Below are 23,704 nucleotides of genomic sequence, written 5' to 3'. Positions count from 1 at the left end.
CTCAGGCCTTCTTGGTCTCCCAGAAGATCTTGTCGATCTGGGCGATGTGGTCCAGCGCCTTCTGGCCCGTCGCCGGGTCCTTCGACGCCTTGGCGGCCGAGAGGGCCTTCAGGGCGTCGTTGACGAGCTGGTGCAGCTCCGGGTACTTCTCGAAGTGCGGGGCCTTGAAGTAGTCGCTCCACAGCACCGAGACGTGGTGCTTGGCGAGCTCGGCACGCTGCTCCTTGATGACGGTGGCCCGAGCCTGGAAGTGCGCGTCGTCGTTGGCGGCCATCTTCTCCTGGATGGCCTTCACCGACTCCGCCTCGATGCGAGCCTGGGCAGGGTCGTACACACCGCAGGGAAGGTCGCAGTGCGCGCTGACCTTTACCTTGGGGGCGAACAGGCGGGAGAGCATGAAGCTGTCCTTCCTCGTGATCGTCTTCTCAGGTGGGACATTACTCCGTGGGGGAGGGGTTTTCGCGAGTGCCCCCATGGGCTTACGTCAAAAGTCCAGGGTGAGACTGGGACTGGTGGAGGATCGGACCGGGGAGGTGCCGGTGATGCCGGAGCTGTCACAGGAGACCGAGCGCACGAGGGCCCTGCTGCCGTTCGGAGCGGCCGAGGTGACGGGACCGTCCATGGTGCCCACGTTGCATCACGGGGACCGGCTCCTCGTCCAGTACGGGGCGCGCGTCCGGCCGGGCGACGTCATCGTGCTGCGGCACCCCTTCCAGCAGGACCTGCTGGTCGTCAAGCGCGCCGTGGAGCGTCGCGAGGGCGGCTGGTGGGTGCTCGGCGACAATCCGTACGCGGGCGGGGACAGCACCGACTACGGCACCGTGCCCGAGGAGCTCGTCCTCGGCAAGGTGCGGCTGCGCTACCGGCCGCTCAAGCGCGGTCAGCGCTCCGCGTTCGCGCTGGTGCGCTGGGCGCTGTCCGCGGCGCGGCCGGTGCTGCCCGACCGGTCGGCCTCCAGGCGCTTGCGCGCGCGGTAGGCGGCCACGTTCGCGCGCGTGGCGCAGCGGTCCGAGCAGTAGCGCCGGGAGCGGTTGGTCGAGGTGTCGAGGAAGGCGTTGCGGCAGGGCGCGGCCTCGCACAGGCCCAGGCGGTCCACGCCGTATTCCGTCAGGTGGAACGCGAGCCCCATCGCGGCGATCGCCGCGTAGCCCGCGGTCGCGTTCGACGGGTGGTCCGCCAGGTGCATGTGCCACAGCGGGCGGCCGTTGTCGTCGCGGTAGTCGTGCCCGGAGATCTGCGGGGTGACCGGGAACTCCAGGAGCAGCGAGTTCAGCAGGTCCACCGCGAGCGTCTCATCGCCCTTGTCGGCCGCCTCGAAGACGGCGCGCAGCCGGGCGCGGACCGAGCGGAACCGGGTCACGTCCGCGTCGGTGGCCCGGCGGCCCGCCGACTGGTTGCCCCCGAAGAGGCCGCGGACGGCATCCACCGAGGTGAGCGAGTCCGTGCCCCGGGCCGGTTCCTCGGTGTTCACGAGGCGCACGGCGTAGTCCGAGTAATAGGCCAGTTCCACTTGTAGTCCTTACGAGGGCGCTCTATGGTCGGGGTGCGGTCATGTAACGACTGATTGCGCTTCCAGGGTATTACGTGGCGTTCGTGAGGGAGGGGCGGCGATGACGGACACGCACACCGCGACGGGGACCGGCTGGCGGGCCTGGCAGGACAGCTGGGACCGCCAGCAGGAGTGGTACATGCCCGACCGCGAGGAACGCTTCCGGATCATGCTCGACATGGTGGAGGCGTGCGTGGGCGCCGAACCCCGGGTGCTCGACCTCGCCTGCGGCACCGGCAGCATCACCGCCCGGCTGCTCGCCCGCTTCCCGAACGCCACCAGCACCGGCGTCGACCTCGACCCCGCCCTGCTCACCATCGCGCGCGGCACCTTCGAGGGCGACGACCGCGTCACGTTCGTCGAGACCGACCTCAAGGACCCCGGGTGGCCCGCGCGTCTGCCGTACGGCGTGTACGACGCGGTCCTCACCGCCACGGCCCTCCACTGGCTGCGCACCGAGCCCCTCGAGGCCCTCTACGGCCAGGTCGCGGGCCTGGTCCGCCACGGCGGCGTGTTCATGAACGCCGACCACATGATCGACGACACCACGCCCCGGATCAACGTGGCGGAGAGCGCCCTGCGGCGCTCCCGCATGGACCGGGCCATGCGGGAGGGCGCCCTCGACTGGGCCGAGTGGTGGCAGCTGGCCGCCCAGGACCCCCTGCTCGCCGCGCCGACCGCCCGCCGCTTCGAGATCTACGGCGACCACGCCGACGGCGAGATGCCCTCCGCCGCCTGGCACGCGCGCGTGCTGCGCGCGAAGGGCTTCGCCGAGGCCCGCCCGGTGTGGTGCTCGCCGGCCGACACGCTGCTGCTCGCCCTCAAGTGACGCCCCGCCGGCCCCGGTGACCGTGACGAGGCCGCGGACCGGACATGCCGAGGGGCGGTACGGGGATCCCGTACCGCCCCTCGGCCGTGCGGCCACGGCACCCGTGGCCGTGGCTCCTACAGCACCTTGGACAGGAAGGACTGCGTCCGCTCGTGCTGCGGGTTCGTCAGCACGTCCCGCGGGTGGCCGGACTCCACCACCACGCCGCCGTCCATGAAGACGAGCGAGTCGCCCACCTCACGGGCGAAGCCCATCTCGTGGGTCACGACGACCATCGTCATGCCGGACTCGGCGAGGTCGCGCATGACGTCGAGGACGTCACCGACCAGCTCCGGGTCGAGGGCCGAGGTCGGCTCGTCGAACAGCATCAGCTTCGGGTCCATCGCCAGGGCCCGGGCGATGGCCACGCGCTGCTGCTGGCCGCCGGAGAGCTGCGAGGGGTAGTACCCGGCCCGGTCGGCCAGCCCCACACGCTCCAGGAGCTGCATCGCGCGCTCCTTGGCCTGCGCCTTGCCCACGCCCTTGACCTGCACCGGCGCCTCGATGACGTTCTCCAGCGCGGTCATGTGCGGGAACAGGTTGAAGCGCTGGAAGACCATGCCGATGTCCCGGCGCTTCATCGCGACCTCGCGGTCGCGCAGCTCGTAGAGCTTGTCGCCGTGCTGCCGGTAGCCGACCAGCTGGCCGTCCACGTACAGCCGTCCGGCGTTGATCTTCTCCAGGTGGTTGATGCACCGCAGGAAGGTCGACTTGCCCGAGCCGGAGGGGCCGATGAGGCAGAACACCTCGCCGGGCTTGACCTCCAGGTCGATGCCCTTGAGGACCTCGACCGGCCCGAAGGACTTGTGGACGCCCTCCGCCTTGACCATCGGAACGGACGTGTCCTTGACGGCGGCGTCGCTCTTGGTGAGCTTCTCGGTCATGCCGTGCCTCCCTTCGGGCGGCCGAGGGAGAACATCGCGGCCCGCACCTTCTGCCACGGGGTGGGCGGCAGCTGGCGGCTGGAGCCGCGCGCGTAGTACCGCTCGATGTAGAACTGGCCGACGCTGAGGACCGACGTCATGATCAAGTACCAGGCGGCGGCCAGGAAGTACATCTCCACCGGCGCGCCGGAGGTCTGGCCGATGTCCTGGGCGTAGCGGAACAGCTCGGAGAACTGGACGGCCGCCACGAGGGAGGTCGTCTTCAGCATGTTGATCACTTCATTGCCCGTCGGCGGCACGATCACGCGCATCGCCTGCGGAATGACGATCCGGCGCAGGGTCCTGCCGTGGCTCATGCCCAGCGCGTGCGCCGCCTCGGTCTGGCCCTCGTCGACCGCGAGCAGGCCGGCCCGGCAGATCTCCGCCATGTACGCGGCCTCGTTCAGACCGAGTCCGAGCAGCGCCGTCAGCAGCGGCGTCATGAAGTCGGACCAGTAGTCCTTGTAGATCGGCCCGAGGTCGATGTACTCGAAGACCAGGCCCAGGTTGAACCAGAGGAACAGCTGGACCAGGACCGGGGTGCCGCGGAAGAACCAGATGTAGAACCAGGCGATGGACGAGGTCACCGGGTTCTTCGACAGCCGCATCACCGCGAGGACGATGCCGCCGACGATGCCGATCAGCATGGACAGGACCGTCAGCAAGAGGGTCTTGCCCACGCCGGTCATGATGCGGTCGTCGAAGAAGTAGTCCGGCACGGCATGCCAGTTGATCTTGCCCTGGCCGAACGCGTAGACGATCGCTACCAGGACCGCGATCGCGATGACGGCAGACACGTACCGCCCGTAGTGCCGGACCGGAATGGCCCTGACGGCCTCCGATCCGGCCGGGGGAGTGCCCTGCTGGTCCGCCGACTTGTCGGTGTCAACAGTCACGGGTGTTGCCTTTCAGCGGCCGCGGAAGTGGTCACTTGCCGCCGTTGATGACGGACTCCTTCACGGCGCCGTCCGCGGCACCCCACTTGGCGAGGATCTTCTGGTACTCACCACTCTTGATCACGGCGTTCAGCGCGGCCTGCAGGGCGTCCCGCAGCTGGGTGTTCTCCTTGGCGACCGCGATGCCGTACGGCGCGGCCTCGACCTGCTCGCCGACGAGCTCGAAGTCCTTGCCGCCGCCCGACGTCTTCACCGCGTACGCGGCCACCGGGAAGTCGGAGGACGCCGCGTCGGCGCCACCGGAGCGCAGACGGGTCTGGGCCTGCTGGTCGTCGTCGAACGCCTCGATGGTGACCTTCTTGTCCTTCGGGCACTTCTTGACCTCGGCCTTGGCGAGGTCCTCGGACACCGTGCCGCGCTCGAGTGCGATCTTCTTCCCGCACAGGTCGGACCAGGAGGTGATGCCGCCGGTGTCACCCTTGCGGGTGTAAATGGAGACGCCCGCGGACAGGTAGTCGACGAAGTCGACGCCCTCGCCGACCTTCTTGCCGGTGTCGGGGTCGATGCCCTGCTGGCGGTTCTTGTTGTCGGTCATCGCGGACATGGCGATGTCGTAGCGCTTCGAGCGCAGACCCGTCAGCAGCGCGTCGAACGTGCCGTTCTCGAACTGGAACTTCACGCCGAGCTGCTTGCCCATGGCGTCCGCCAGGTCGGGGTCCAGGCCGACCGTCTTGCCGGAGCTGTCCTTGAACTCGACCGGGGCGTAGGCGATGTCCGAGCCGACCTTGACGACGCCGGCCTTGCGGATCGACGCGGGGAGCTTGTCCGCCAGCGGGGCCGACGCCGTCGACGCGTCGCCCGAGTCGTTGCCCTTGTCCTTCGTCTGGTCACCGCAGCCGGTGAGCAGCAGGGTGCCTGCGACCGCGATGGCGCCGACCGCAGCTATACGGGAGCGCGTGGCGGTCGTACGACGGATGGAGCGTGCGGTCATGGTGTGTTCCTCCGGCGGGATGGGTGGAGTGCCGTACAGGTCGACGAAGACACTCGCCATCGGGTGTGTCGACCTCGTGTGATTCAGGCATCTTGCCATCCGAATTCAAGTATTCATGCGCACCCCCATGTCAAAATCGGATAACGGGTGACCCCCGAACCGCCTCCGCTCGGCCGATCAGGGCCGGACCTTTGCGGCGATCCCTGCTTCCGACCGGAAGATCTTCGACGCGTCTCATGATGTGGTCAACCGTCGCCCGGAGCCGTGCTCCGACGGGCCGTTTCCGGGATTTGTCCAGATTTTCGGCGATGAGTCATCTCACCGGCGTGTGACCTTCGCGTTATGGACTCGTCCCGGACACCATCCGTCCGGTATGAAGGATCCTTACACCCCTCATCCGGGGCTCAGGGCGCGTGTGCGGCGCGCTCGTCGCGTATGCACTCGTCACGCATCAGTCATCTGGGTCATACGCGGTCCCGCCCACACCTCAACCAGGAGTGGTCACCCTCACACCATGAAGATCTAAGGGGTAGAAGACAGTGGCAGCGGAGATCGTCAATCATTGCAGCGACAGCAGTACGGATCAGGACGGAGGGGCAGAGCCCCACGATGCCTTCGATCCGGTGTTCGCGCTGCACCGCGGCGGCAAGATGGCCGTGCAGGCCACCGTGCCGCTCCGCGACAAGGACGACCTGTCCCTTGCATACACGCCCGGCGTGGCGCGGGTGTGCACGGCCATCGCGGAACGGCCGGAACTGGTCCACGACTACACGTGGAAGTCGTCCGTGGTCGCCGTCGTGACCGACGGCACCGCGGTGCTCGGCCTCGGGGACATCGGGCCCGAGGCGTCCCTCCCGGTGATGGAGGGCAAGGCGATCCTGTTCAAGCAGTTCGGCGGGGTGGACGCGGTCCCCATCGCCCTGGACTGCAGGGGCGTGGACGAGATCGTCGAGACCGTGGCCCGGCTCGCACCCTCCTTCGGGGGCGTGAACCTGGAGGACATCTCGGCGCCGAGGTGCTTCGAGATCGAGCGCAGGCTCCAGGAGCGCCTGGACATCCCCGTCTTCCACGACGACCAGCACGGTACGGCCGTGGTGACGCTGGCGGCCCTGCGGAACGCGGCCAAGCTGACCGGGCGGACCCTGGGCGATCTGCGCGCGGTCGTCTCCGGCGCGGGCGCGGCCGGCGTGGCCATCGCGAAGATGCTGGTCAAGGCAGGGATCGGCGACGTGGCCGTCGCCGACCGCAAGGGCGTCGTGTCCCTCGACCGTGACGACCTGACGCAGGTCAAGCGCGAGCTCGCCGGGTTCACCAACAAGGCGGGCCTCACGGGCTCCCTGGAGCAGGCCCTCGCGGGCGCCGACGTCTTCATCGGCGTCTCCGGCGGTACGGTCGCGGAAGAGGCGGTGGCCTCGATGGCGGAGAACGCCTTCGTCTTCGCGATGGCCAACCCGAACCCCGAGGTGCAGCCGGACGTCGCGCACAAGTACGCGGCCGTGGTGGCCACGGGGCGGTCCGACTACCCGAACCAGATCAACAACGTGCTGGCGTTCCCCGGGATCTTCGCGGGGGCGCTTCAGGTGCGGGCCTCCCGGATCACCGAGGGGATGAAGCTCGCGGCCGCCGACGCGCTGGCCGCGGTCGTCGGGGACGACCTGGCGGCCGACTACGTGATCCCCTCGCCCTTCGACGAGCGGGTCGCGCCGGCGGTGACCGCCGCGGTGGCCGCCGCGGCGCGGGCCGAGGGCGTCGCACGGCAGTAGTGCTCCGCGTGGGCGGGCGGGTGGCCGTCACCCGCCCGCCCGTCCCTGTCCGCCGCCGCGCGGGCGTCCGGGGCACGGCGCGCCGGTGACTGCGGGGCGTCCGGGGCGGCGCCCCGTCGAGCGGGACGCGTGTCACAGCGGGCTCCGGTTCCGTCGACCGGGCGCGGAGCCTATCGTCAAGGTCATGTTCGCTGCCTACGCCGCCCGCATCGACCGCGACCAGCCCCTCACCGGCCTCGAGTTGGGGGAGCGCCCCGCCCCCGAGCGAAGGCCCGGCTGGACGACCGTGAACGTCAGGGCCGCCTCCCTCAACCACCATGACCTCTGGTCCCTCCGGGGCGTCGGCCTCTCCGAGGACAAGCTCCCCATGATCCTCGGCTGTGACGCGGCCGGCGTCGACGAGGACGGCAACGAGGTCGTCCTCCACTCGGTCATCGGCCAGACCGGCCACGGTGTCGGCCCGGACGAGCCCCGTTCGATCCTCACCGAGCGCTACCAGGGCACCTTCGCCGAGCAGGTCTCCGTGCCCGCCTGGAACCTGCTGCCCAAGCCCAAGGAACTGTCCTTCGAGGAGGCGGCCTGCCTGCCGACCGCCTGGCTGACCGCGTACCGCATGCTCTTCACCAACGCCGGCGTACGCCCCGGCGACTCCGTTCTCGTCCAGGGTGCCGGCGGCGGTGTCGCCACGGCCGCGATCGTGCTCGGCAAGGCGGCCGGTCTGCGGGTCTTCGCCACCAGCCGTGACGAGGCCAAGCGCAAGCGGGCGCTGGAGCTGGGTGCCGTGGAGGCCCTGGAGTCCGGGGCGCGGCTGCCGCAGCGGGTGGACGCCGTGATCGAGACCGTCGGTGCCGCCACCTGGTCCCACTCCGTGAAGTCCCTGCGGCCCGGCGGTACCGTCGTGATCTCGGGCGCGACCAGCGGTGACCGTCCCTCCCATGCCGAACTCACCCGCATCTTCTTCCTGGAACTGAAGGTCGTCGGCTCCACCATGGGCTCCAAGGACGAGCTGGAGGACCTGCTCTCCTTCTGCGCCGCCACCGGAGTGCGTCCCGTCATCGACGAGGTTCTTCCTCTCGACCGGGCCCGTGAGGGCTTCGAACGGCTGGAAGCCGGCGACCAGTTCGGCAAGATCGTGCTGGCCACCGGCTGACGCCCTCCCGCAGCCGCGTTTCCCCCGCGTCCCCCGCGTTCCCCCGCGTACCGACGGCGGGCTCGACACTCTCGAGCCCGCCGTTCGCATGTCCGCACGGGGTCCACGACCGACTCGTCAACCAAGGTTGACATCGTGGCGGTGTCAACGTAGGTTGACGGCATGACGGAAGCAACGGATCTCGCCGAGCGGGCGGGCGATCGCGATCCACGGGTCGGGCTGCGGGCCGTCGCCGCGCTGCGCAGGCTGCTGGAGCAGCTGGAGGCGGTGCAGGTGCGCAGCGCGCGCAACCAGGGCTGGTCGTGGCAGGAGATCGCCGCGGAACTCGGTGTCAGCAGGCAGGCCGTGCACAAGAAGTACGGGAGGCAGTGATGTTCGAGCGGTTCACCAAGGACGCCCGCGCGGTGGTCACCGGCGCGGTTGAGCACTGTCGACGGAGGGGCGACGAGCGCGTCGACGACGCCCATCTGCTGCTCGCCCTCCTCGACCGCGAGGGCAGCCGCGCCGCGTTCGCGCTGGCGTCCCTCGGGCTGACGGGGCGGCGCGAGGCGGTCGCGCGGGACCTGGCCGAGGCCCACCGCCGCGGCGGACTCTCCCGAGCCGACGCGGACGCCCTCGCGGGGCTGGGCATCGACCTCACCGCGATCGTCTCCCGGATGGAGGAGACGCACGGGGAGGGCGTGCTGGCGGGGAGCCGCACGGATGGTGCGCGCCGGTCCGGGCGCCGCCCGTTCACCCGCGGCGCCAAGGATCTCCTCACCGGGTCCCTGCGCACGGCCGTCGCCCACGGCGACCGGCACATCGGCGACGAGCATCTGCTCCTCGCCCTGACCGCCCGCCCCGGCATCCCCTCCGAGGTCCTCGCCGACCACGGCGTCACCTACGCGGCGGTCGAGCGCGTGCTGTGGGGCGGGGGAGAGGCCAAGGCGGGGTGACGCCCGCGGCCGGCCGCCGCTGTCACTCCTTCCGCGACCGCAGGGTGGCCCCGATGTGCGCCGCCGCCGTCGACAGATGGCGGCGGGTGTCGCGGAGCTGGTCCTCGGTCACCCCGTGGTCGCGGGCCGCGTCGCGGATGTCGTCGCGGAAGCGGTCCAGGAGCCGGTCGAGGGCGCGGGCCGGGTCGCCCGGAAGGTCCTCGTGGGCCCAGGAGGGTTCGTACGTCCCCGGGAAGTCCTCGGGTGTCGTGGCGTACTCGGGCGCCGCGGCGTCCGGCGCCGCCGTGCGTCCGAAGCCGAAGTCCTTCCCGAACTCCTTGCCGAAGTCGCCGAACTCCTTGGCCAGTTCCGTCAGCCCTTCCCGTACGCCCGTGGGCCAGTCGCCGCGCGCGAAGTGGTCCTGCACCTGCTCCTGAACCCGCCGGGCCATGCGCTGCAGCTCCTCCTGCGCCTGGGTGCGGGCCCGCTCCTGCGCCTCCTTGGCCTGGCGGCGCGCCCGCTGGGCCTCCTCGCGGGCCCGCCGGCTCTCGTCCTTGGCGCGCCGGGCCTGCTCCTTCCACTCCTGCTTGACGCGGCGCATCTCCTCCTTGGCGGCGCGCCATGCCTCCTTCTCGGACTGGTCGCCGTCCTCCGCGTGCGGTCCGTGCCCGCCACCGTGGTCCTTGGTGCCGCGCCGGGCCTCGGAGACCGCGGCCCGCATCTCGCGGCGCAGGTCGCCCGCCGCACCCCGGACGTCAGCCCGGATCTCGGCGGCCAGTTCGGCGACCGATTCACGGATCTCCAGTTCCAGATCGGCCAGCTCACCGCTGCGGTCGGCCAGTTCGGCGCGGCCGGCGTCGGTGATCGCGTAGACCTTCCGGCCGCCTTCGGTGGTGTGCGTGACCAGGCCCTCGGTCTCCAGCTTGGCCAGCCGCGGGTAGACGGTGCCCGCGGACGGCGCGTACAGCCCCTGGAAGCGCTCCTCCAGGAGCCTTATCACCTCGTATCCGTGGCGCGGCGCCTCGTCGAGCAGCTTCAGCAGGTAGAGCCGCAGTCGTCCATGGGCGAAGACGGGAGGCATGTCAGAGCCCCTTCTGCTCGGTCGGACCGCCGGTCGTGCCATCGGGGGAACGGTCTGACGGTATTGCGGTGCCGGTGCCGGTGCCGGTGCCGGTGCCGGTGTCGGTGCCGGTGTCCGGTGACGCGTGCCCGGGGGCCGCGTCCTCGACCGTCGTCGGCGCCGCGTCCCGTGGGCCGGCCGCCTCCCATGGTCCGTCCTCCCCGGGCGGGCGGCGGAGCAGGGCGATCGAGCCGGACACCGTGGTCGCCTTCACCCGGCCGCTGCCCCCGCCGAGGCGGCCGGTGACCTTCTTGGCGCCCCACTGGCCGGTCACCCTCAGATCGTCGAAGGCGTTGGACACCGTACCGCTCGCCGTGTTCGCCTCGACCTCCGCGTCCGCCGGCTGGGGGAGGCGGATGGCGATCTCGCCCGAGACGCTCGTCAGACGGGCGTCGGTGGGGCCGCTCGTGGGGTGGAGGTCCAGGATGATCGAGCCGCTCACCGAATCGGCCTTCACGAAGGGGCAGGCGCCCTCGATGACCGTGAGTTCGCCGGAGACGGAGTTGAGCCGCAGCTCTCCGGTGACGCCCTGGGTCTCCACGTTCCCCGAGACCGTGGTGACGTGGACCCGGCCGGAGAGGCCGACCAGGGTCGTCTCGCCGGTGACGCCCCGCACCTCGGCGCCGCCGTCGATCCCGGAGACCACGGCGTTCGCGCCGATCACGCCGACCTCGACGCGGGTGGACGACGGCACGGCCAGCGAGACCACCGCGCTACGGCGCCAGCCCTTGCGGTCGAGCCATTTGAAGAAGCCTTTCCAGGGGAGGTCGTCGTACGCCACGGTGAGGGTGCCGCCCTCGTGCGTCACGGTCAGGGGCGGGCCCTCCACCTCCGAGATCTCCAGTCGTGCGGAACCCTCGTCGGTGCCCACGACGTTCACCGTTCCGTTGACGGTGCGTACGTGGAGTGCCGTCACGGGGGCGTCGAAGGTGAGCTTCCTCGGCTCTGCGACGGACCACTCGGACATCCTGCTGACCTCCTCGGCCGGTGCGGACGCGGCGTACGCGACGACGACACCGCGGACGAACGCGAGGGCGCCGTCGGGTGCGAGACGCCGACGGGCGCCCCGGTGGCCGAAGAACGCGCCATATCGCGTCTTTCAAGTTCACGATATATCGCGGCTACGGAAAGTCAAGACACCCGTTCTGGGGAGCCTGCGAGCTAAAAGCCGACAAAACCACCTAACGTGGGGCCATGTCGACGGAAGACCGTGCCACCGCACCCGCTGCCGGCGCGCTGCTGCTGTGCCGGTCGGACCCCGCTTCCGTCGCCTCCGTCGCCCGGCTGCTGCGCGAACCGATGGTGCTCGCCCGGGCGGGCCGCGGATGGAGCGTGCTGGTTCCCGAGGGCCGGCCCTGGCTGGACGGCGGCGAACCCGTCGACCGGGTCCTGACCGGCTGGGCCGCCGCGCTCGCGGTGGGCGCCCCGTGGCCGGTCCTCGCCCTGTGGTGGGACGCCGACCGCGCCGGTTACACCCTCGCCGCCGGCTTCCGCCGCCCGGTGGGCTACGTGTGGCTCGCCGACGGCACCCCGGCCGGTGAGGACGAGGCCATGCACACCTTCGCCACCCGCCTGGGCCTCGACCCCGTCCTGGACATACAGGAACTCGAGCGTCTGACCGTGCCCGACGAGGAGGCCGACGCGCGGGCCCGCCTGCACGGACTCCTCGCCGTCCTCACGCGCGCGGGAGTGGCGCTGCCGACGGGCCTGACCCCGGGCGAACCGGCGGACCGCCTGTGCGCGGCGGCCCGGACCCGGCCCGCCGCCGAGGCGATCGAGTGGCCGGACCGGCAGCTCGCGGGCCCCGCGCACCGCGCCGCGGCCGCGCGCCCGTCCCACCCCGGCTCCTGGCTCCCGTGGGCCGGCACCGAGAAGGCGCGCATCCTGGCCCTGACCCAGGTGGCGGCCGGTCTCCCGCTCACGGCGTGGGGCGTGCGCCGGCGCAGTGGCGGCTGGCTGGCGGCCGGGCTGCTGCTCCTCGCGCACGGCGCGTTGGGCCTGCTGTACGACCTGGGCCGTCCGCGCGACTGACGGTGGGCGGTGGCCGCTTGTGCGGGGGCGCTTGCGCTCGGCTCCTGACGGCTTGCACACAACGCTCGCCAGAGAGCGGCCCCACACGCAACGTCAGCAACAGTTCCGTCCGCACACCACGTCCGCAACGGCTCGTCCTGCACGCAACGTCAGCAACAGACCGGCCCGCAAGCAACGGGCGTCACAGGCCGGCCCGCAAGCAACGGGCGTCACAGGCCGGCCCGCAAGCAACGGGCGTCACAGGCCGGCCCGCAAGGAACGGGCGTCACAGGCCGGCTCGCGGTGCTATTCGTCGTCCTCGTCGTCCAGCCGGGCCAGCCAGGTGGCCAGCCGCTCCACCGGCACCTCGAAGTCCGGATTGAGGTCGACGAACGTCCGAAGCTGTTCGGCGAGCCACTCGAAGGTGAACTCCTCCTCGCCGCGCCGCTTCTCCAGTTCCTCGATGCCGCGGTCGGTGAAGTACATCGGTGGTGCTCCGTCGGGTTGGTGAAGCGGGTAGGGACGACAAGAAGAAGGATAGGCGGGCGCGCGGCGGTCCCGTGGGGCGCGCGGGACTCTCGCGCGGTCACCGCCACGCCCGCTAGCCTGCGCACCGTCGGGCGGGACCGCGGGGGTCCGGGGGAACGGGGGATGCCATGGCGCACGAGTCGACGCGGATAGCGCGTATCGAGATGCCGGACGGAACGCCGGTGTGGGCCCGGATCTCCGGGGCGGAGGAGCTCGCCGCGCCGTCCGGGGAGCTGTCGTACACGGACACGGGATTCGCCGACCGGGTGGAGGCGCAGGTCGAGAGCCTCCACTCCGTCGTCACGAGCGTGGCCCGTTCGCTGGCGGGACCGCTGCGCGCGGTGCGGCCCGACGAGGTCAGCGTCGAGTTCGGCATCGAGCTGACCGCGAAGGCGGGCAAGGTGGTCGGGCTGCTGGCGGACGGCGAGGCCAAGGCCGGTATCACCGTCACCCTGACCTGGCAGGGCGGCCCCCCGTCCCCCGACACGCCCGGCGGCACCCCCTCCGACGCGACGGCCGAACCGCCGCCGAACGCAGCGCACGCAGCGCACGCCCCGGCGGGCGACCCGGGCGCGGGCGCGCCCCCCGGCGCTCGGGTGCACGGTGGTGCCGACGACGCCGACGGCGGGGGTGGGGCATGACGGACGGGCACGCCCGGGGCGCATCGAGCGCCGTCTACGCGGCCCACCGTGCGCTGCGTGAACTCGTCATGGCGGCCACCGTGCGCATCCATCGCGCGGGGGTCGGGTATGCCCTCGACGAGCCGGGCACATTCCTCGGCAGCGGATTCTTCATCGCGCCGAACTGGGTCCTGACCTGCGCGCATGTGGCAGAGGGCGGGGAGGGGGGTGAGGTTGTCGTGGTCTACGAGACCGGGCCGGGGCACGGGGGGTCCGCCGTGGCCGGGGCGGTGGCGGCCACGGTCCCGGAGCATCCGGGTGCGGCCGTGCGCGGCCACTGGCCGGCCCCGGACCTCGCGCTCGTCCAACTCCGCGAACCCGTCGCGCACGACTGCGTGTACGTCTCCGAGCGGCCCGCCGCCTACTACGGCGAGGGCCGGGTGTTCTACGCGGGGTGGACCGTGATGGGGGGCCGGTTACAGGTCCTCGACGGGCCCCTCTCCGTGCAGGGCACCCTGGGAGGATGGTCCTCGGGCGTGCAGATGCGCCTCGGCCACAACGACCTCCCGCCCGGTGTCTCCGGCGGGCCCGTCATCGACCCGGTCCGCGGCGAGGTCATCGGCGTCCTGAAGTCGAGATCGGACCAGGGCAGCGGCGGCACCTCCACGGGAATCGAGCAGTTGCGGGCCCTGTCGGTGCCCCCGGGCGAGTTGCGCAGCGAGCACGGCGACCTGTACCAGGCCGTCTTCCACGCCCACGACCGCTACCACCGCGACCGGCAGCGCCATCCCGACTCCGACCGGCCCACCTGGGCCGATGTGCAGAGCCAGCTCGGGGCGCGGCCCGGTCGCGCGCTCAGCCCCGACGAGCGGATCCAGCTGCTGGGCCGGCTCGCGGATCTGCCGCCCCCGGCCAGCACCCGCAGCCTCCTCGACATCCTGGAGTCCCTGCCCGACCTGCGGGCCTCGCTCCCGCAGCCGGCGCCGCGCGGCTGGCGCGACGGACTCGGCGCGCTGTACGAGGGCGCACGCCAGGACGGTGCGCTGGAACTCGTCCTCGACTACGCGATGCGGGTCATGTCCGCCGACCGTCCCTTCGAGGCGCCCGGCACCCGGGACGCGGAGCAGGCCCTGTGGGAGTGGGTGCGGCACAGCGCGGAGGGTCTGGGCCTGCGCTACCGCCGCAGCCTGGCCCAGCAGCGGATCGAACTGCTGCGGCCACGGCACCGCCCGGGGCCCGGCCGGCCGCTCGCCGGCGGCGGCCGGCACGATCCGGTGGATCTCGTGCCCGGCGCTGCCCCCCGCCCGCCGGCGGTGCCGGACGGCACCGTCCTGACCGGGTCCCCGACGCACCCTCAGCCCGGATCCGAACCGTCCTCGTCCTCGACCTCGACCTCGTTCCCGTCTTCATTCCCGTCCCCGGTCCACGACCGCGCCCGCGCCCAAGGGGAGCATGCGCGGGCCTATCCCGCGGACGCTGCGTCCGGTCCGTCCGCGCTGCTCGAACTCGTGCAGCGGGGCTGGGAGCCGGACCGCTGCGACTGGCGGATCTCCGTGGCCCGTCCGGACGGAGAGGTCGTCCGGCTCGACGAGGCCGAGCGCCTGCCGCTGGACGAGTTGCCCACGCCGCTGGCCGGCCCGCTCGCGGAGGCGTTCCGCCAGTGCGACCGCCCCGGACGGCCCGCCGTGCTGCAGGTCGCGCTGCCCAGCGCCCTGCTCGGACTCGCCGTGGACACCTGGCGGTTGGTGCCGGGCGGGGGCCCGCTCGGCGCGGAACGCCCTGTCGTCGTGCGCTGTGCCGACCGCGACCAGCTGCCCGACGGGGACGAGTTCGGGCTTCTCGCCCGGGACGCGGTCGCGGCGGACGAGGAGCAGCGGGAGCGGCAGGCCCGCTGGCGCTGGGTCCATGCGTACGACGCGCAGGCCGAAGTACTCGACTGCGACGACGGATTGCGGATACCCGTACCACCGCTGGACCGGCTGCGTGGTCTGCCGCACGGCGCGGTGCCGATCCTGTGCCGCTACGGCGACGAGAGGTTCGAGGACGACACCGTCGCCCTGGCGCGGATCGTGCACGGTGGCTTCGGGATCGCGCTGTGGCGCCGCTGGCACGGCCAACGGGACGCCGTGTGCGGAGAGTTCCACCGCGGGGCGGGGGACACGGTCGCGGGGGCGGGCAGCGCCGAGCGGCTCCCGGAGCTGGTGCACGAGCTGCGGGCGGGGCTGCGCGCGGGACGGGCGGAGACGTACTGGGCCGACGGCATCGCCCTGTTGTACGACGATCCGCACCGGCCCCTGCCGGGAAGCGGCGACCTGCTGGAGGCCCCGTGAAGCGACCGGACCGGAGGCCGCGTCGAGGGCCGGGTCGGCGGCCGGGTCCGCGGCCCTCTCCGAGGCCGGGCCGAAGGCCGTACCGCGCCCTTATCAGGCTTCCTGCGGATCGATACCGTGATGCACGTTCGGCGGCTGCCCTGGTGGACGAGTGACGACGAGGACCGGATCATGACCGAATCCAGCGAGTGGCTCATCTACCGAGGCGCCGGCGAACCCCACGACGGGATCGATCGGTTGCCCGCCCCTCCGCCGTGGCGGGACTTCACCGGCCGTGACGCGGCGCCGGGCGGCGGCGACGGGTCCGAGGACCGCAGGCTCGGCGCCTACCGGCACCTGGCCGAGCTGCACCGGCCCGGTGCCGAGGAACTGGAGATGATCAACGCGGCGCTGTACCTGCGCCGCCCCCTGCTCGTCACCGGCAGCCCCGGCGCGGGCAAGAGCACCCTGGCCCACTCGGTCGCCTACGAACTGGGCCTGGGCAACGTACTGCGCTGGTCCATCGTGAGCCGCTCCACGCTCCAGGACGGCCTGTACCACTACGACGCCATCGCCCGGCTCCAGGACGTCCAGATCGCTGCCCAGGGCAAGGGGGGTCCCTCCCCGCTCGAGCGGAGCCGAGAGCCTGGGGGAGGCGACGCGGCCGGCTCCCCCGGCGCGGTGGAGAGCATCGGCAGCTACATCCGCCTCGGACCGCTGGGCACCGCTCTGCTGCCCTCCGACACGCCGCGCGTGCTGCTCATCGACGAACTCGACAAGAGCGACATCGACCTGCCCAACGACCTGCTCAATGTGCTGGAGGAGGGAGAGTTCCCGATACCGGAGCTCGAGCGCATCGCCGACCGGCTGCCGGACGGCGAGGCCGAGGTGCTGACCGCCGACGGCACCAAGGTGCGCGTGCGTGACGGGCGGGTGCGCTGCCGGGCGTTCCCCTTCGTCGTCCTGACGAGCAACGGGGAGCGCGACTTCCCCGCCCCGCTGATGCGCCGGTGCATCCACCTCCAGCTGGACCGTCCCGACCACACGAGGCTCGCCACGTTCGTACGCGCCCACCTCGGCGACGAAGCCGCCCGCGCGGGCGACGATCTGATCACCCGTTTCCTGGAGCGCTCGCGCAGCGAACTCCTCGCGGCCGACCAGCTGCTGAACGCCATCTACCTCACGGACGCCGCCGCGCCGCCGAGCCGCGACCGCCTGGCCGACCTGCTCATCCAGCGACTCGACCGCCCGAGGTGACGCGCTGATGCCCGACGCAACGGCGCGCCACGGCCCCGGCCTCCCCGGCGAAGGACCGGACCTCGGCCTCCCCGGCGAAGGACCGGGCCCCGGACCCTCCGGCGAAGGACCAGGCCTCGGCCTGCCCGGCGAAGGACCGGGGCCCGGCGGCCCCGTACCGCCGGGCCGCGTCCCGCCCGGGGGCGACCCGCCGGGCCCCGTCCCGTCGGGCCCCTTACCGCCCGGGGGCGACCCGATCGCCGAACTCGTCGTCCGGCTGCGGGAGATCGGGCTCGACCCGGGTGCCGAGGACCTGTGCGACGCGCTGTGGCTGGCCCGCTGGACGCATCCCGCCCGGTCCGGAGAGCCCGGGGAGGAGGAACCGCGGCAGCCGGTCCCGTCCGCTGCACCGCCCGAACTCCGGGGCGAGCGGCCCGCGTCCGGCACCCCGGCGACCGAACCGCCCCGCACCGGACCGCCCCCCGCGGAGCCCCTGGCGTACGGGACGGAGGGCCACCGGCGCGTTGCCCTGTACCCCGTGCCGCAGCACGGCGGGGAGCGGGCCCGGGGGCAGGGCCGGGCCGCGGCGCTGCCGGTCGGGGTGCCCGTCGCCCCCGCCTTTCCGGCACCTCTCGAACTCCAGCGCGCACTGCGGCCGTTGCAGGGGTACCGGAGCGCCGCACCCCCGCTCAGGACGGTGCTCGACGAGACGGCGACGGCGGAACTGAGCGCCCGGGCCGGGGGACTGGTGCTGCCCGTCTTCGTCGCCGTGACCCGGGCCGACGCGCGGCTCCAACTGGTCATGGACGCCTCGTCGTCGATGCGGGTCTGGGACCGGATGTTCGCCGAACTGGAGCAGGTCTTCGCGCAGTTGGGAGCCTTCTGGGACATCCAGGTGAGCCATCTGCACCAGGGCCCGGACGGCCGGCCGGCCGTCAGCCGCAGTCCCGAGCCCCACGCCGCCCCGCTGCACTCCGCCGACCGGCTGAACGATCCGACGGGACGCCGCATCACCCTCCTCGTCAGCGACTGCGCGGGCCCCCTGTGGCGCAGCGGCCACGCCCACCGGCTTCTGCACCATCTGTCCCGGCAGGCCCCGGCCGCCGTGCTGCAGCCCCTGCCGCAGCGCATGTGGAGCCGCACCCGGCTGCCGGTCACCTACGGGGAGCTGACCCGCGGCGAGACCCTGGGCGGCGCCGCCGCGCTCCGGGTGCGCACCGCGGCCGGCCCGTCCCCCGAGGCACGGCGCGGCGCCCTCCCGGTGCCGGTACTGCCGCCCGACCCGGTCGCCCTCGGCTCCTGGGCGCGGCTGCTGTCCGGGGCGGGTGCGGGCCCGGTGGCCGGCGCCGTCGGCTGGGTACGCGCCGATCAGCCGCCCGCGCCCGCCGCGCGCCCCGGCCGCCGGCCCTCCGCCCTCGAACTGGTCAGCCGGTTCCGCTCCACGGCCTCGCCGGCCGCGGGCAGGCTCGCCGGCTACCTCGCCGCGGCGCCGCTGTGCCTGCCGGTGATGCAGCTGGTGCAGCGGACCATGCTGCCCGGCTCCGGACCCTCCGAACTCGCCGAGATCCTGCTGAGCGGCCTGGTCTCGCGGGCCAAGGAGGACCACGGGCCCGACGGCCTCCAGTGGTTCGAGTTCGCGCCCGGTGTCCAGGAGTCGCTGCTGTCACCGCTCGGCCGGGACGAGGCCGTCCTGGTCCTCAAACACTGCTCGGAGTACATCGAGCAGCGCTTCGGCAAGGGCGGCCCCAACTTCCCGGCGCTCGCCCTGGCGCAACTGGGCGACGGCGGCCCGGGGCACCCCTACGCGCCCGGCGCCGGCTACCCGGGGGAGAACGGGGACAACGGCGGCGCCACCCTCGTACCGCAGCCCTTCGCCGAGGTCGCCGCGCGCGTGCTGGAGCGCTTCATGCCCCTGCCCCGGCAGTTCGCCCTCTACGGCCGCGGGGGCGACCCGGACCCCGGCACGGAGCGCCCCACCCATGCCGCGGTCCCGCGGGCCCGCTCCCTGGTCGAGCGGTTCGACCGGGAGGGCATGGTGCAGGACCTCATCGACGCCGTGCAGCTGCTGCGGGGCGCCACGGAGCACGAACCGGCCGCCGGCACCGACCCGGAACTGTGGGGCGAGTACGCGCACTGCGTGCTCAGGCTGTGGGAGGTGCTGGGCGGCGCGGAACTGCTCCGGGAGGCCGAGGCGGCCGCGGACCGGGCCGTGGCCCACCCCCGCGCGCTGCGTGAGCGGGCCGTGCTCGCCCGGGTGTTGCGTGCCGCCGCCACCGACCGCAGGCGCCACGGCGACCAGCGCGGCGCGCTGGAACTGCTGCGGCGCGCGGACCGGGAGTACGCCGTGGCCTGCGCGGCCCCGGAACTGGACGAGAAGGAAGCCCTCAAGCTGACTCTGGAACGAGTGGGTGCACTGGAGTCGCAGTGGCGTCTCGGCGGCGACAGCGCGCTGCTGCAGGGGGCGGTGGGCATGCTGGAGGCGTTCGCCGACGCCTGGCCCGACCGGCGCACCCGGCCGCCCGAACTGCCGCTCGCCCACGGCCGGATCCTGCTGCGCCTGGCCGGCGGCACCGTCGACCCCGAGCAGGCCCGCCTGTACGCGGAACAGGGCGCGCAGTCCCTGCGCAACGCACTGGAGACCGGCGGGGAGGCGGACCCCGTGGCAGCCGCGGAGAGCGCCCGTGACCGGGTCCGCGTCCTCCTCGACCTGGTCGACGCGCTGTTGCTGTCGGGCGGCGTCCTGGACGACGCCCGGGCACGCGTCGACGAGGGGCTGGCCCTGACCCGGGAGCAGGGCCTGCGCGCCGCCCTCCTGGTGCGCGCCGGACGCATCGGCGCGGCCCGCCATGCCGACACGGGCGATCCGCGCGAACTCCAGGAGGCCGCGGAGCGGTTCGCGCAGGCGGCCCGGCACATGTCGCGGGACGCTCCCGCCCACGCCGATGTGCTCGCCGAGTGGGGCGAGGTGCTGCTGCGCAGGGCGGCCCTGGAGGCGGGGCCCCGCTCCCAGGAGCCGCTGTCCCGGGCGATCCGGGTGCTGCGGGACTGCCGCACGGAGACCCCGGGCGGCAGTCCGCACCTGGCGTACCGCCTGCTGCTGCTGGGCCGGGCGCTGATGCTGCGCTACCGGGCCCGGGGGGACCGCGTCGACCTGCGCGAGGCCGAACACCTCTTCGGGCTCGCCGCCGCGGAGGCGGACGACCCGCTCCTGGCGGCCCGCTGCTGGCTGGAGGCGGGGCAGGTCCAGTTCGAGGCGTACCAGAGCCTGGGGCGCCCCTCGCGCCTGGACGAGGCCGTCGACGCGTTCCGGGCCGCCGCCGAGGCGGCCCGCGAGGCGGAGGCGGCGGCGGAAACGGACCGCCGGCGCCAGGAGGCCGTGGAACTGGGCGCTCAGGCGCACCACTGGCGGGGTATGTCCTACGAGGCGGCAACCCGCCCACGCGCGGCCCGCGAGGCGTACCGGGCCGCCCGGACGGAGTGGTCGAGGCTGCCGGACGGCAGCGTGCCCACGAGCGAGCCGACGGCACGGCAGACGGCTCAGCGGCTGGCGGAGCTGGAGTAGCGGGGCGGACCAGGAGAGAGGGACGTGGGATGGGCGTACACGACGAGGCCGCATCCGGGGCGGGACCGACGGGGGCCGGGGAGCCGCTGCCGGACCTGCTGGGGCTGGACCTCGAGGAGCTGAGGACGACGGAGCATCCCGTGCTGAGCGAGGTGCTGGCCGACCTGCGAGAGCGGGCGACACAGCCGAGCGAGATACTGTGGGGGTTCAACAACGCCTTCTGAGCGGGTGGGATCCCAAGGCCAGGGGTATCACTTTCAGTCGAATTCATTGCCCAGTCGGTCAAGTTCGAATGTCGCCCGTTTGTGTTCCCCGGTGGGCAGGCATGTGCTCCCCTACGGGTGGGGGCCGTGCCGCGGTGGTCGTACCACCGAGCGCGAGCCGTACGGCATGGGGGTGCTGGAGTGTCGCCACAGGCCGCTCCCGGGCGGATCCCCGAAAAGCCCATCCCCTTCCGGCAGTTCATCGTGAAGGTGCACGGCCGCTGCAACCTGGCCTGCCGATACTGCTACCTGTACGAAGGCCCCGACCGCGGCTGGCACGGCCGGCCCGCCGCCGCGGCGGCCGACGTCCTGGACCGCACCGCACACCGCATCGCCGAACACGCCCGCGACCACGGCCTGACGGGGGTGTCCCTGGTCCTGCACGGGGGCGAACCGCTCCTGGCCGGCGCGGACACGCTGGGCCGCTTCACCGACCTCGTACGCGACCGGGTCCCGGCCGGCTGCGCCGTCCACCCGACCGTGCAGACCAACGCCACCCTCCTCACGGGGCGGCGCATGGCCGCGCTCGCCCGGCACGGCATCCGCGTGGGCATCAGCCTCGACGGGGGACTGGCCGCTCACAACGCACGGCGCGTCGACCGGTCCGGCCGCCCCTCCTGGCCGGCCGCCTCGCGCGGGGCGCGCCTGGTCGCGGACCGGTTCCCGCGGTCGTACGCCGGGATCCTCACGGTGGTCGACCCGGCACTGGACCCGCTGGAGACCTACGACTCCCTGCTCGTCCTGCGTCCGCCGGCCCTGGACCTGCTGCTGCCGCACGGGAACTGGTCGGCCCCGCCACCCCGCCTGGACCGCCCCGGCACCCCCTACGGCGACTGGCTGTGCACCGTCTTCGACCGCTGGTGGGGAGCCGGGCGGCGGGAGACCCGGGTGCGGCTCTTCGAGGAGTGCCTCGCGCTGTTGCTGGGACTGCCGGCCGCCACGGAGTCGCTGGGCCTCGCGCCCTTCGACGCGGTGGTGATCGAGACGGACGGGTCGATCGAGCAGGTCGACTCCCTCAAGTCGGCGTACGCGGGGGCCGCGGAGACGGGCCTGGACGTCTTCCGGCACGGCTTCGACGAGGCCCTGCGCCATCCCGGCGTGGTGGCCCGGCAGGCGGGCGCGGCCGCGCTGGCGGCGGAATGCCGGGCCTGCCCGCTGCTCACCGTCTGCGGCGGTGGCCACTACGCCCACCGCTACCGCGCCGGACACGGCTTCGCGAATCCCTCCGTGTACTGCGCCGACCTGCAACGTTTCATCCACCATGTGGCGAAGCGGCTCGCCGGCCAGGCGGCGCCGGCACCCAGGGCGCCCGCCCGCGTCTCACCGCCCGCCCCGTGGGAAGGGAGCAACCCGTGATATCTCCGGCGGTTCCCGACCGGGCCCTCGCCGAGCTCGGCCGTACCGAAGGCGGCCCCGACACGTTGGCGCTCCTGGTCCGCGATCAGGACACCCGGCGGCTGCTGACGCTGCGAGCCGTCCTCGACGCCGTGGACGGGGCGGACACGGCGCTGTGCCCGGCCGAGGTGCGACGGCGGGTGGCGGAGGACTGGGCGCTGCTGGCCGAGGCGGACCGGACGGGACCCGGCGAAGGCGGCGGGCCGGGGCCGAGCAGAAGCGCGACGGCCGATGGCGGGGCCGTCGAGGGGACGAGGGGCCGTGCGCCCGGCCCGGCGGGCCTCCTGGGCGGGCCGGCCGACACCCGGCATCGCTCGCCCGCACGCGAACGGCTCCTTCACCCGCTGGTCGGGCCCTGGGCCAGGCGCTGCCTGCGCGGCCTCGACACGGAGAAGGAACCGCCGACGCAGGAGCGCGCACGGGAACTGCGACGCGACCTCGCCCACCTCGGCGCACTCGCCACGGCGGCCGCGGCCCGCGCCGGGATCTCCTTCACGGTTCGGCTGACGGTGCGCGACGGGATGCTCACCCTGCCGTCCCTCGGTGCCCTGCACACGGCGGAGGCCGGCGACGCCCCGGTCGAGGTCCGCCACCTGCGCGGCCACCTGACACTGCGCCAGGGGGGTGCCTCCGACGTCGTGGTGCACCTCGAGGACGGCATAGGGGCCTGGTCCGGCGCTCCGGCCTGGACGCCCGCGTACGCGCTGCCCGGCCTGGTTCCGGGCGGCGCGCCGATGCCGCTGGACGACACCGATCCGTACCGCACCGTGCCCGGCGGGCCGCGCTACCGGGAGATGAGCCCCGCGGCAGTGCCGGACGACGCGGAGCGCAAGCGGTGGGTGCAGGCGTGGGTGGGAACGGCCGGGGCCCTGCTGCTGGGCGGGGAGCAGCGGGTCACCGAGACCGTCGGCCTCCTGCGGTGCCTGGTACCGCTGGCCGCTCCGCCCGCCTCGGCCGCGGGGAGCGACAGCGCGGGGTACTGCAGCGCCACCAGGCGCGAAGCGTTCGGCGCCGTGCTCAGCAGCCCCCCTCCGACGCCTTCCGCCTTCGCCGCGACCCTGGTCCACGAGATCCAGCACACCAAACTCGCGGCCCTCGCAGACATGGTGACTTTGCATCATGCAGGTCCCGAGGAGCGGTATTTCGCTCCGTGGCGGCCCGATCCACGCCCCTACGACGGTGTGCTCCAGGGCACGTACTCCCATCTGGCCATGGCGGACTACTTCCAGCGTTGCGCCGGCGCCGCGCCCGGCCGAGCCGAGAGGGAGAGCGCGTGGGCGCTGTACGCCCGCTACAAGGAGCAAGTGGGTGCCGCGCTGCCCACGCTGGTCGCATCGGCCGACCTGACCGGCCGAGGGCGTGCCTTCGTGGACCAGATGGTCGCCACCTACGAGCGGATCGCCGCCCTCCCGGCGCCCCGGGGACACGCGGCGCGTGCGGCCGCGTACGTGAAGGCCGCCCGCACCCTGTGGCTGCAGCGGCACGGGCCGTTGCGCCGGACGTGTGAATGAGGTTGCCGAAACAGGTGATGCCCGCCGCGCCCGCGGGAAAGGATGCCAACCGCGGAGCGCAAGTATGGAGCAGACCAGTCCACGCCTATGCGGCAC

At 73.1% G+C, this 23,704-nt stretch carries 22 protein-coding genes; 14 read left to right on the top strand and 8 right to left on the bottom strand.

Annotation, left to right across the window (positions count from 1 at the left end; genetic code table 11):
• Position 1: 1 nt before the first annotated feature.
• A complete protein-coding gene (gene sodN, locus ACFYMU_RS05755; protein WP_388368333.1) occupies positions 2-397 on the bottom strand; it encodes a superoxide dismutase, Ni in 396 nt (131 codons plus the stop codon).
• Positions 398-542: 145 nt separating this feature from the next.
• On the opposite strand from sodN, the gene sodX reads away from it, so the two are divergent.
• Positions 543-977 carry a nickel-type superoxide dismutase maturation protease gene (sodX, locus tag ACFYMU_RS05750; protein ID WP_388369139.1) on the top strand — a complete coding sequence of 145 codons (435 nt, stop codon included), beginning with the start codon at positions 543-545 and terminating at the stop codon, positions 975-977.
• Here the strand turns inward: sodX and ACFYMU_RS05745 are convergent.
• Positions 881-1,510 carry a CGNR zinc finger domain-containing protein gene (locus ACFYMU_RS05745; RefSeq protein ID WP_388368331.1) on the bottom strand — a complete coding sequence of 210 codons (630 nt, stop codon included), beginning with the start codon at positions 1,508-1,510 and terminating at the stop codon, positions 881-883. The two genes, sodX and ACFYMU_RS05745, sit on opposite strands and share 97 nt — an antisense overlap.
• Positions 1,511-1,610: 100 nt before the next feature.
• Between ACFYMU_RS05745 and ACFYMU_RS05740 the strand changes: the two genes are divergently transcribed.
• Positions 1,611-2,378, top strand: coding sequence for a class I SAM-dependent methyltransferase (locus ACFYMU_RS05740; RefSeq protein ID WP_388368328.1), 768 nt, complete (start codon positions 1,611-1,613; stop codon positions 2,376-2,378).
• A gap of 116 nt (positions 2,379-2,494) precedes the next feature.
• Here ACFYMU_RS05740 and ACFYMU_RS05735 read toward each other — a convergent pair whose 3' ends face one another.
• The 3 genes from ACFYMU_RS05735 to ACFYMU_RS05725 are packed head-to-tail and all read right to left on the bottom strand — an operon-like array spanning position 2,495 to position 5,227.
• Entirely contained in the window at positions 2,495-3,301 is an 807-nt protein-coding gene (locus ACFYMU_RS05735; RefSeq protein ID WP_388368326.1) for an amino acid ABC transporter ATP-binding protein, read from the bottom strand.
• On the bottom strand, positions 3,298-4,236 hold the full coding sequence (locus tag ACFYMU_RS05730; protein WP_388368323.1) for an amino acid ABC transporter permease: 939 nt from the start codon (positions 4,234-4,236) through the stop codon (positions 3,298-3,300). The genes ACFYMU_RS05735 and ACFYMU_RS05730 overlap by 4 nt, the downstream gene beginning before the upstream one ends.
• Before the next feature lie 31 nt (positions 4,237-4,267).
• Positions 4,268-5,227, bottom strand: coding sequence for an ABC transporter substrate-binding protein (locus tag ACFYMU_RS05725; RefSeq protein ID WP_388368320.1), 960 nt, complete (start codon positions 5,225-5,227; stop codon positions 4,268-4,270).
• A gap of 539 nt (positions 5,228-5,766) precedes the next feature.
• Between ACFYMU_RS05725 and ACFYMU_RS05720 the strand changes: the two genes are divergently transcribed.
• The 4 genes from ACFYMU_RS05720 to ACFYMU_RS05705 all read left to right on the top strand — a co-directional run bounded on the left by ACFYMU_RS05720 (position 5,767) and on the right by ACFYMU_RS05705 (position 9,075).
• A complete protein-coding gene (locus tag ACFYMU_RS05720) occupies positions 5,767-6,990 on the top strand; it encodes an NADP-dependent malic enzyme (RefSeq protein ID WP_388368317.1) in 1,224 nt (407 codons plus the stop codon).
• A gap of 184 nt (positions 6,991-7,174) precedes the next feature.
• Entirely contained in the window at positions 7,175-8,140 is a 966-nt protein-coding gene (locus ACFYMU_RS05715) for a zinc-binding dehydrogenase (RefSeq protein ID WP_388368314.1), read from the top strand.
• Positions 8,141-8,302: 162 nt separating this feature from the next.
• Entirely contained in the window at positions 8,303-8,512 is a 210-nt protein-coding gene (locus ACFYMU_RS05710; protein ID WP_018571396.1) for a helix-turn-helix domain-containing protein, read from the top strand.
• Positions 8,512-9,075, top strand: a complete 564-nt coding sequence (locus ACFYMU_RS05705) for a Clp protease N-terminal domain-containing protein (protein ID WP_388368310.1) — start codon at positions 8,512-8,514, stop codon at positions 9,073-9,075. The genes ACFYMU_RS05710 and ACFYMU_RS05705 overlap by 1 nt, the downstream gene beginning before the upstream one ends.
• A gap of 22 nt (positions 9,076-9,097) precedes the next feature.
• Here the strand turns inward: ACFYMU_RS05705 and ACFYMU_RS05700 are convergent, their stop codons facing one another.
• Positions 9,098-10,135 carry a helix-turn-helix transcriptional regulator gene (locus ACFYMU_RS05700; protein ID WP_388368307.1) on the bottom strand — a complete coding sequence of 346 codons (1,038 nt, stop codon included), beginning with the start codon at positions 10,133-10,135 and terminating at the stop codon, positions 9,098-9,100.
• 1 nt (position 10,136) lies between these two features.
• On the bottom strand, positions 10,137-11,141 hold the full coding sequence (locus tag ACFYMU_RS05695; RefSeq protein WP_388368304.1) for a DUF4097 domain-containing protein: 1,005 nt from the start codon (positions 11,139-11,141) through the stop codon (positions 10,137-10,139).
• Positions 11,142-11,368: 227 nt separating this feature from the next.
• Here ACFYMU_RS05695 and ACFYMU_RS05690 point away from each other — a divergent pair, with 227 nt between their 5' ends.
• Positions 11,369-12,205, top strand: a complete 837-nt coding sequence (locus ACFYMU_RS05690; RefSeq protein WP_388368301.1) for a hypothetical protein — start codon at positions 11,369-11,371, stop codon at positions 12,203-12,205.
• A 285-nt stretch (positions 12,206-12,490) separates the two neighbouring features.
• On the opposite strand, the gene ACFYMU_RS05685 is transcribed toward ACFYMU_RS05690, so the two are convergent.
• Entirely contained in the window at positions 12,491-12,670 is a 180-nt protein-coding gene (locus tag ACFYMU_RS05685; protein WP_383677852.1) for a DUF6104 family protein, read from the bottom strand.
• Positions 12,671-12,840: 170 nt separating this feature from the next.
• Here ACFYMU_RS05685 and ACFYMU_RS05680 point away from each other — a divergent pair, with 170 nt between their 5' ends.
• From ACFYMU_RS05680 to ACFYMU_RS05650, 7 genes are all read left to right on the top strand, one after another.
• On the top strand, positions 12,841-13,353 hold the full coding sequence (locus tag ACFYMU_RS05680; protein WP_388368297.1) for a CU044_2847 family protein: 513 nt from the start codon (positions 12,841-12,843) through the stop codon (positions 13,351-13,353).
• Complete coding sequence (locus tag ACFYMU_RS05675; RefSeq protein WP_388368294.1) at positions 13,350-15,662, top strand: trypsin-like peptidase domain-containing protein; 2,313 nt, start codon at positions 13,350-13,352, stop codon at positions 15,660-15,662. Before ACFYMU_RS05680 ends, ACFYMU_RS05675 begins: the two co-directional genes overlap by 4 nt.
• A 171-nt stretch (positions 15,663-15,833) precedes the next feature.
• Positions 15,834-16,898: an AAA family ATPase gene (locus tag ACFYMU_RS05670; RefSeq protein ID WP_388368291.1), complete on the top strand. Its 1,065-nt coding sequence runs from the start codon at positions 15,834-15,836 to the stop codon at positions 16,896-16,898.
• A gap of 7 nt (positions 16,899-16,905) precedes the next feature.
• On the top strand, positions 16,906-20,439 hold the full coding sequence (locus tag ACFYMU_RS05665; RefSeq protein WP_388368288.1) for an SAV_2336 N-terminal domain-related protein: 3,534 nt from the start codon (positions 16,906-16,908) through the stop codon (positions 20,437-20,439).
• A 29-nt stretch (positions 20,440-20,468) separates the two neighbouring features.
• The gene (gene fxsA / locus ACFYMU_RS05660) at positions 20,469-20,663 is read left to right on the top strand and encodes an FxSxx-COOH cyclophane-containing RiPP peptide (protein WP_388368285.1); all 195 of its coding nucleotides are present in this window, start codon (positions 20,469-20,471) and stop codon (positions 20,661-20,663) included.
• A 180-nt stretch (positions 20,664-20,843) separates the two neighbouring features.
• A complete protein-coding gene (locus tag ACFYMU_RS05655; RefSeq protein ID WP_388368282.1) occupies positions 20,844-22,058 on the top strand; it encodes an FxsB family cyclophane-forming radical SAM/SPASM peptide maturase in 1,215 nt (404 codons plus the stop codon).
• Positions 22,058-23,608: an aKG-HExxH-type peptide beta-hydroxylase gene (locus tag ACFYMU_RS05650; protein ID WP_388369136.1), complete on the top strand. Its 1,551-nt coding sequence runs from the start codon at positions 22,058-22,060 to the stop codon at positions 23,606-23,608. Before ACFYMU_RS05655 ends, ACFYMU_RS05650 begins: the two co-directional genes overlap by 1 nt.
• Positions 23,609-23,704 lie beyond the last annotated feature (96 nt).

Origin of the sequence: Streptomyces sp. NPDC007264 (assembly GCF_042869095.1) — a bacterium.
Taxonomy (GTDB): Bacteria; Actinomycetota; Actinomycetes; order Streptomycetales; family Streptomycetaceae; genus Streptomyces.
This window is presented reverse-complemented; position numbering and strand designations above follow the sequence as displayed.

Coding starts and splice junctions, on each gene's coding strand:
- ACFYMU_RS05740 (WP_388368328.1), top strand. CDS start 1,611: ATGACGGACACGCACACCGCGACGGGGACCGGCTGGCGGGCCTGGCAG.
- ACFYMU_RS05680 (WP_388368297.1), top strand. CDS start 12,841: ATGGCGCACGAGTCGACGCGGATAGCGCGTATCGAGATGCCGGACGGA.
- ACFYMU_RS05690 (WP_388368301.1), top strand. CDS start 11,369: ATGTCGACGGAAGACCGTGCCACCGCACCCGCTGCCGGCGCGCTGCTG.
- ACFYMU_RS05685 (WP_383677852.1), bottom strand. CDS start 12,670: ATGTACTTCACCGACCGCGGCATCGAGGAACTGGAGAAGCGGCGCGGC.
- ACFYMU_RS05670 (WP_388368291.1), top strand. CDS start 15,834: ATGACCGAATCCAGCGAGTGGCTCATCTACCGAGGCGCCGGCGAACCC.
- ACFYMU_RS05710 (WP_018571396.1), top strand. CDS start 8,303: ATGACGGAAGCAACGGATCTCGCCGAGCGGGCGGGCGATCGCGATCCA.
- ACFYMU_RS05700 (WP_388368307.1), bottom strand. CDS start 10,135: ATGCCTCCCGTCTTCGCCCATGGACGACTGCGGCTCTACCTGCTGAAG.
- ACFYMU_RS05725 (WP_388368320.1), bottom strand. CDS start 5,227: ATGACCGCACGCTCCATCCGTCGTACGACCGCCACGCGCTCCCGTATA.
- ACFYMU_RS05735 (WP_388368326.1), bottom strand. CDS start 3,301: ATGACCGAGAAGCTCACCAAGAGCGACGCCGCCGTCAAGGACACGTCC.
- ACFYMU_RS05675 (WP_388368294.1), top strand. CDS start 13,350: ATGACGGACGGGCACGCCCGGGGCGCATCGAGCGCCGTCTACGCGGCC.
- fxsA (WP_388368285.1), top strand. CDS start 20,469: ATGGGCGTACACGACGAGGCCGCATCCGGGGCGGGACCGACGGGGGCC.
- ACFYMU_RS05705 (WP_388368310.1), top strand. CDS start 8,512: ATGTTCGAGCGGTTCACCAAGGACGCCCGCGCGGTGGTCACCGGCGCG.
- ACFYMU_RS05695 (WP_388368304.1), bottom strand. CDS start 11,141: ATGTCCGAGTGGTCCGTCGCAGAGCCGAGGAAGCTCACCTTCGACGCC.
- sodX (WP_388369139.1), top strand. CDS start 543: ATGCCGGAGCTGTCACAGGAGACCGAGCGCACGAGGGCCCTGCTGCCG.
- ACFYMU_RS05715 (WP_388368314.1), top strand. CDS start 7,175: ATGTTCGCTGCCTACGCCGCCCGCATCGACCGCGACCAGCCCCTCACC.
- ACFYMU_RS05665 (WP_388368288.1), top strand. CDS start 16,906: ATGCCCGACGCAACGGCGCGCCACGGCCCCGGCCTCCCCGGCGAAGGA.
- sodN (WP_388368333.1), bottom strand. CDS start 397: ATGCTCTCCCGCCTGTTCGCCCCCAAGGTAAAGGTCAGCGCGCACTGC.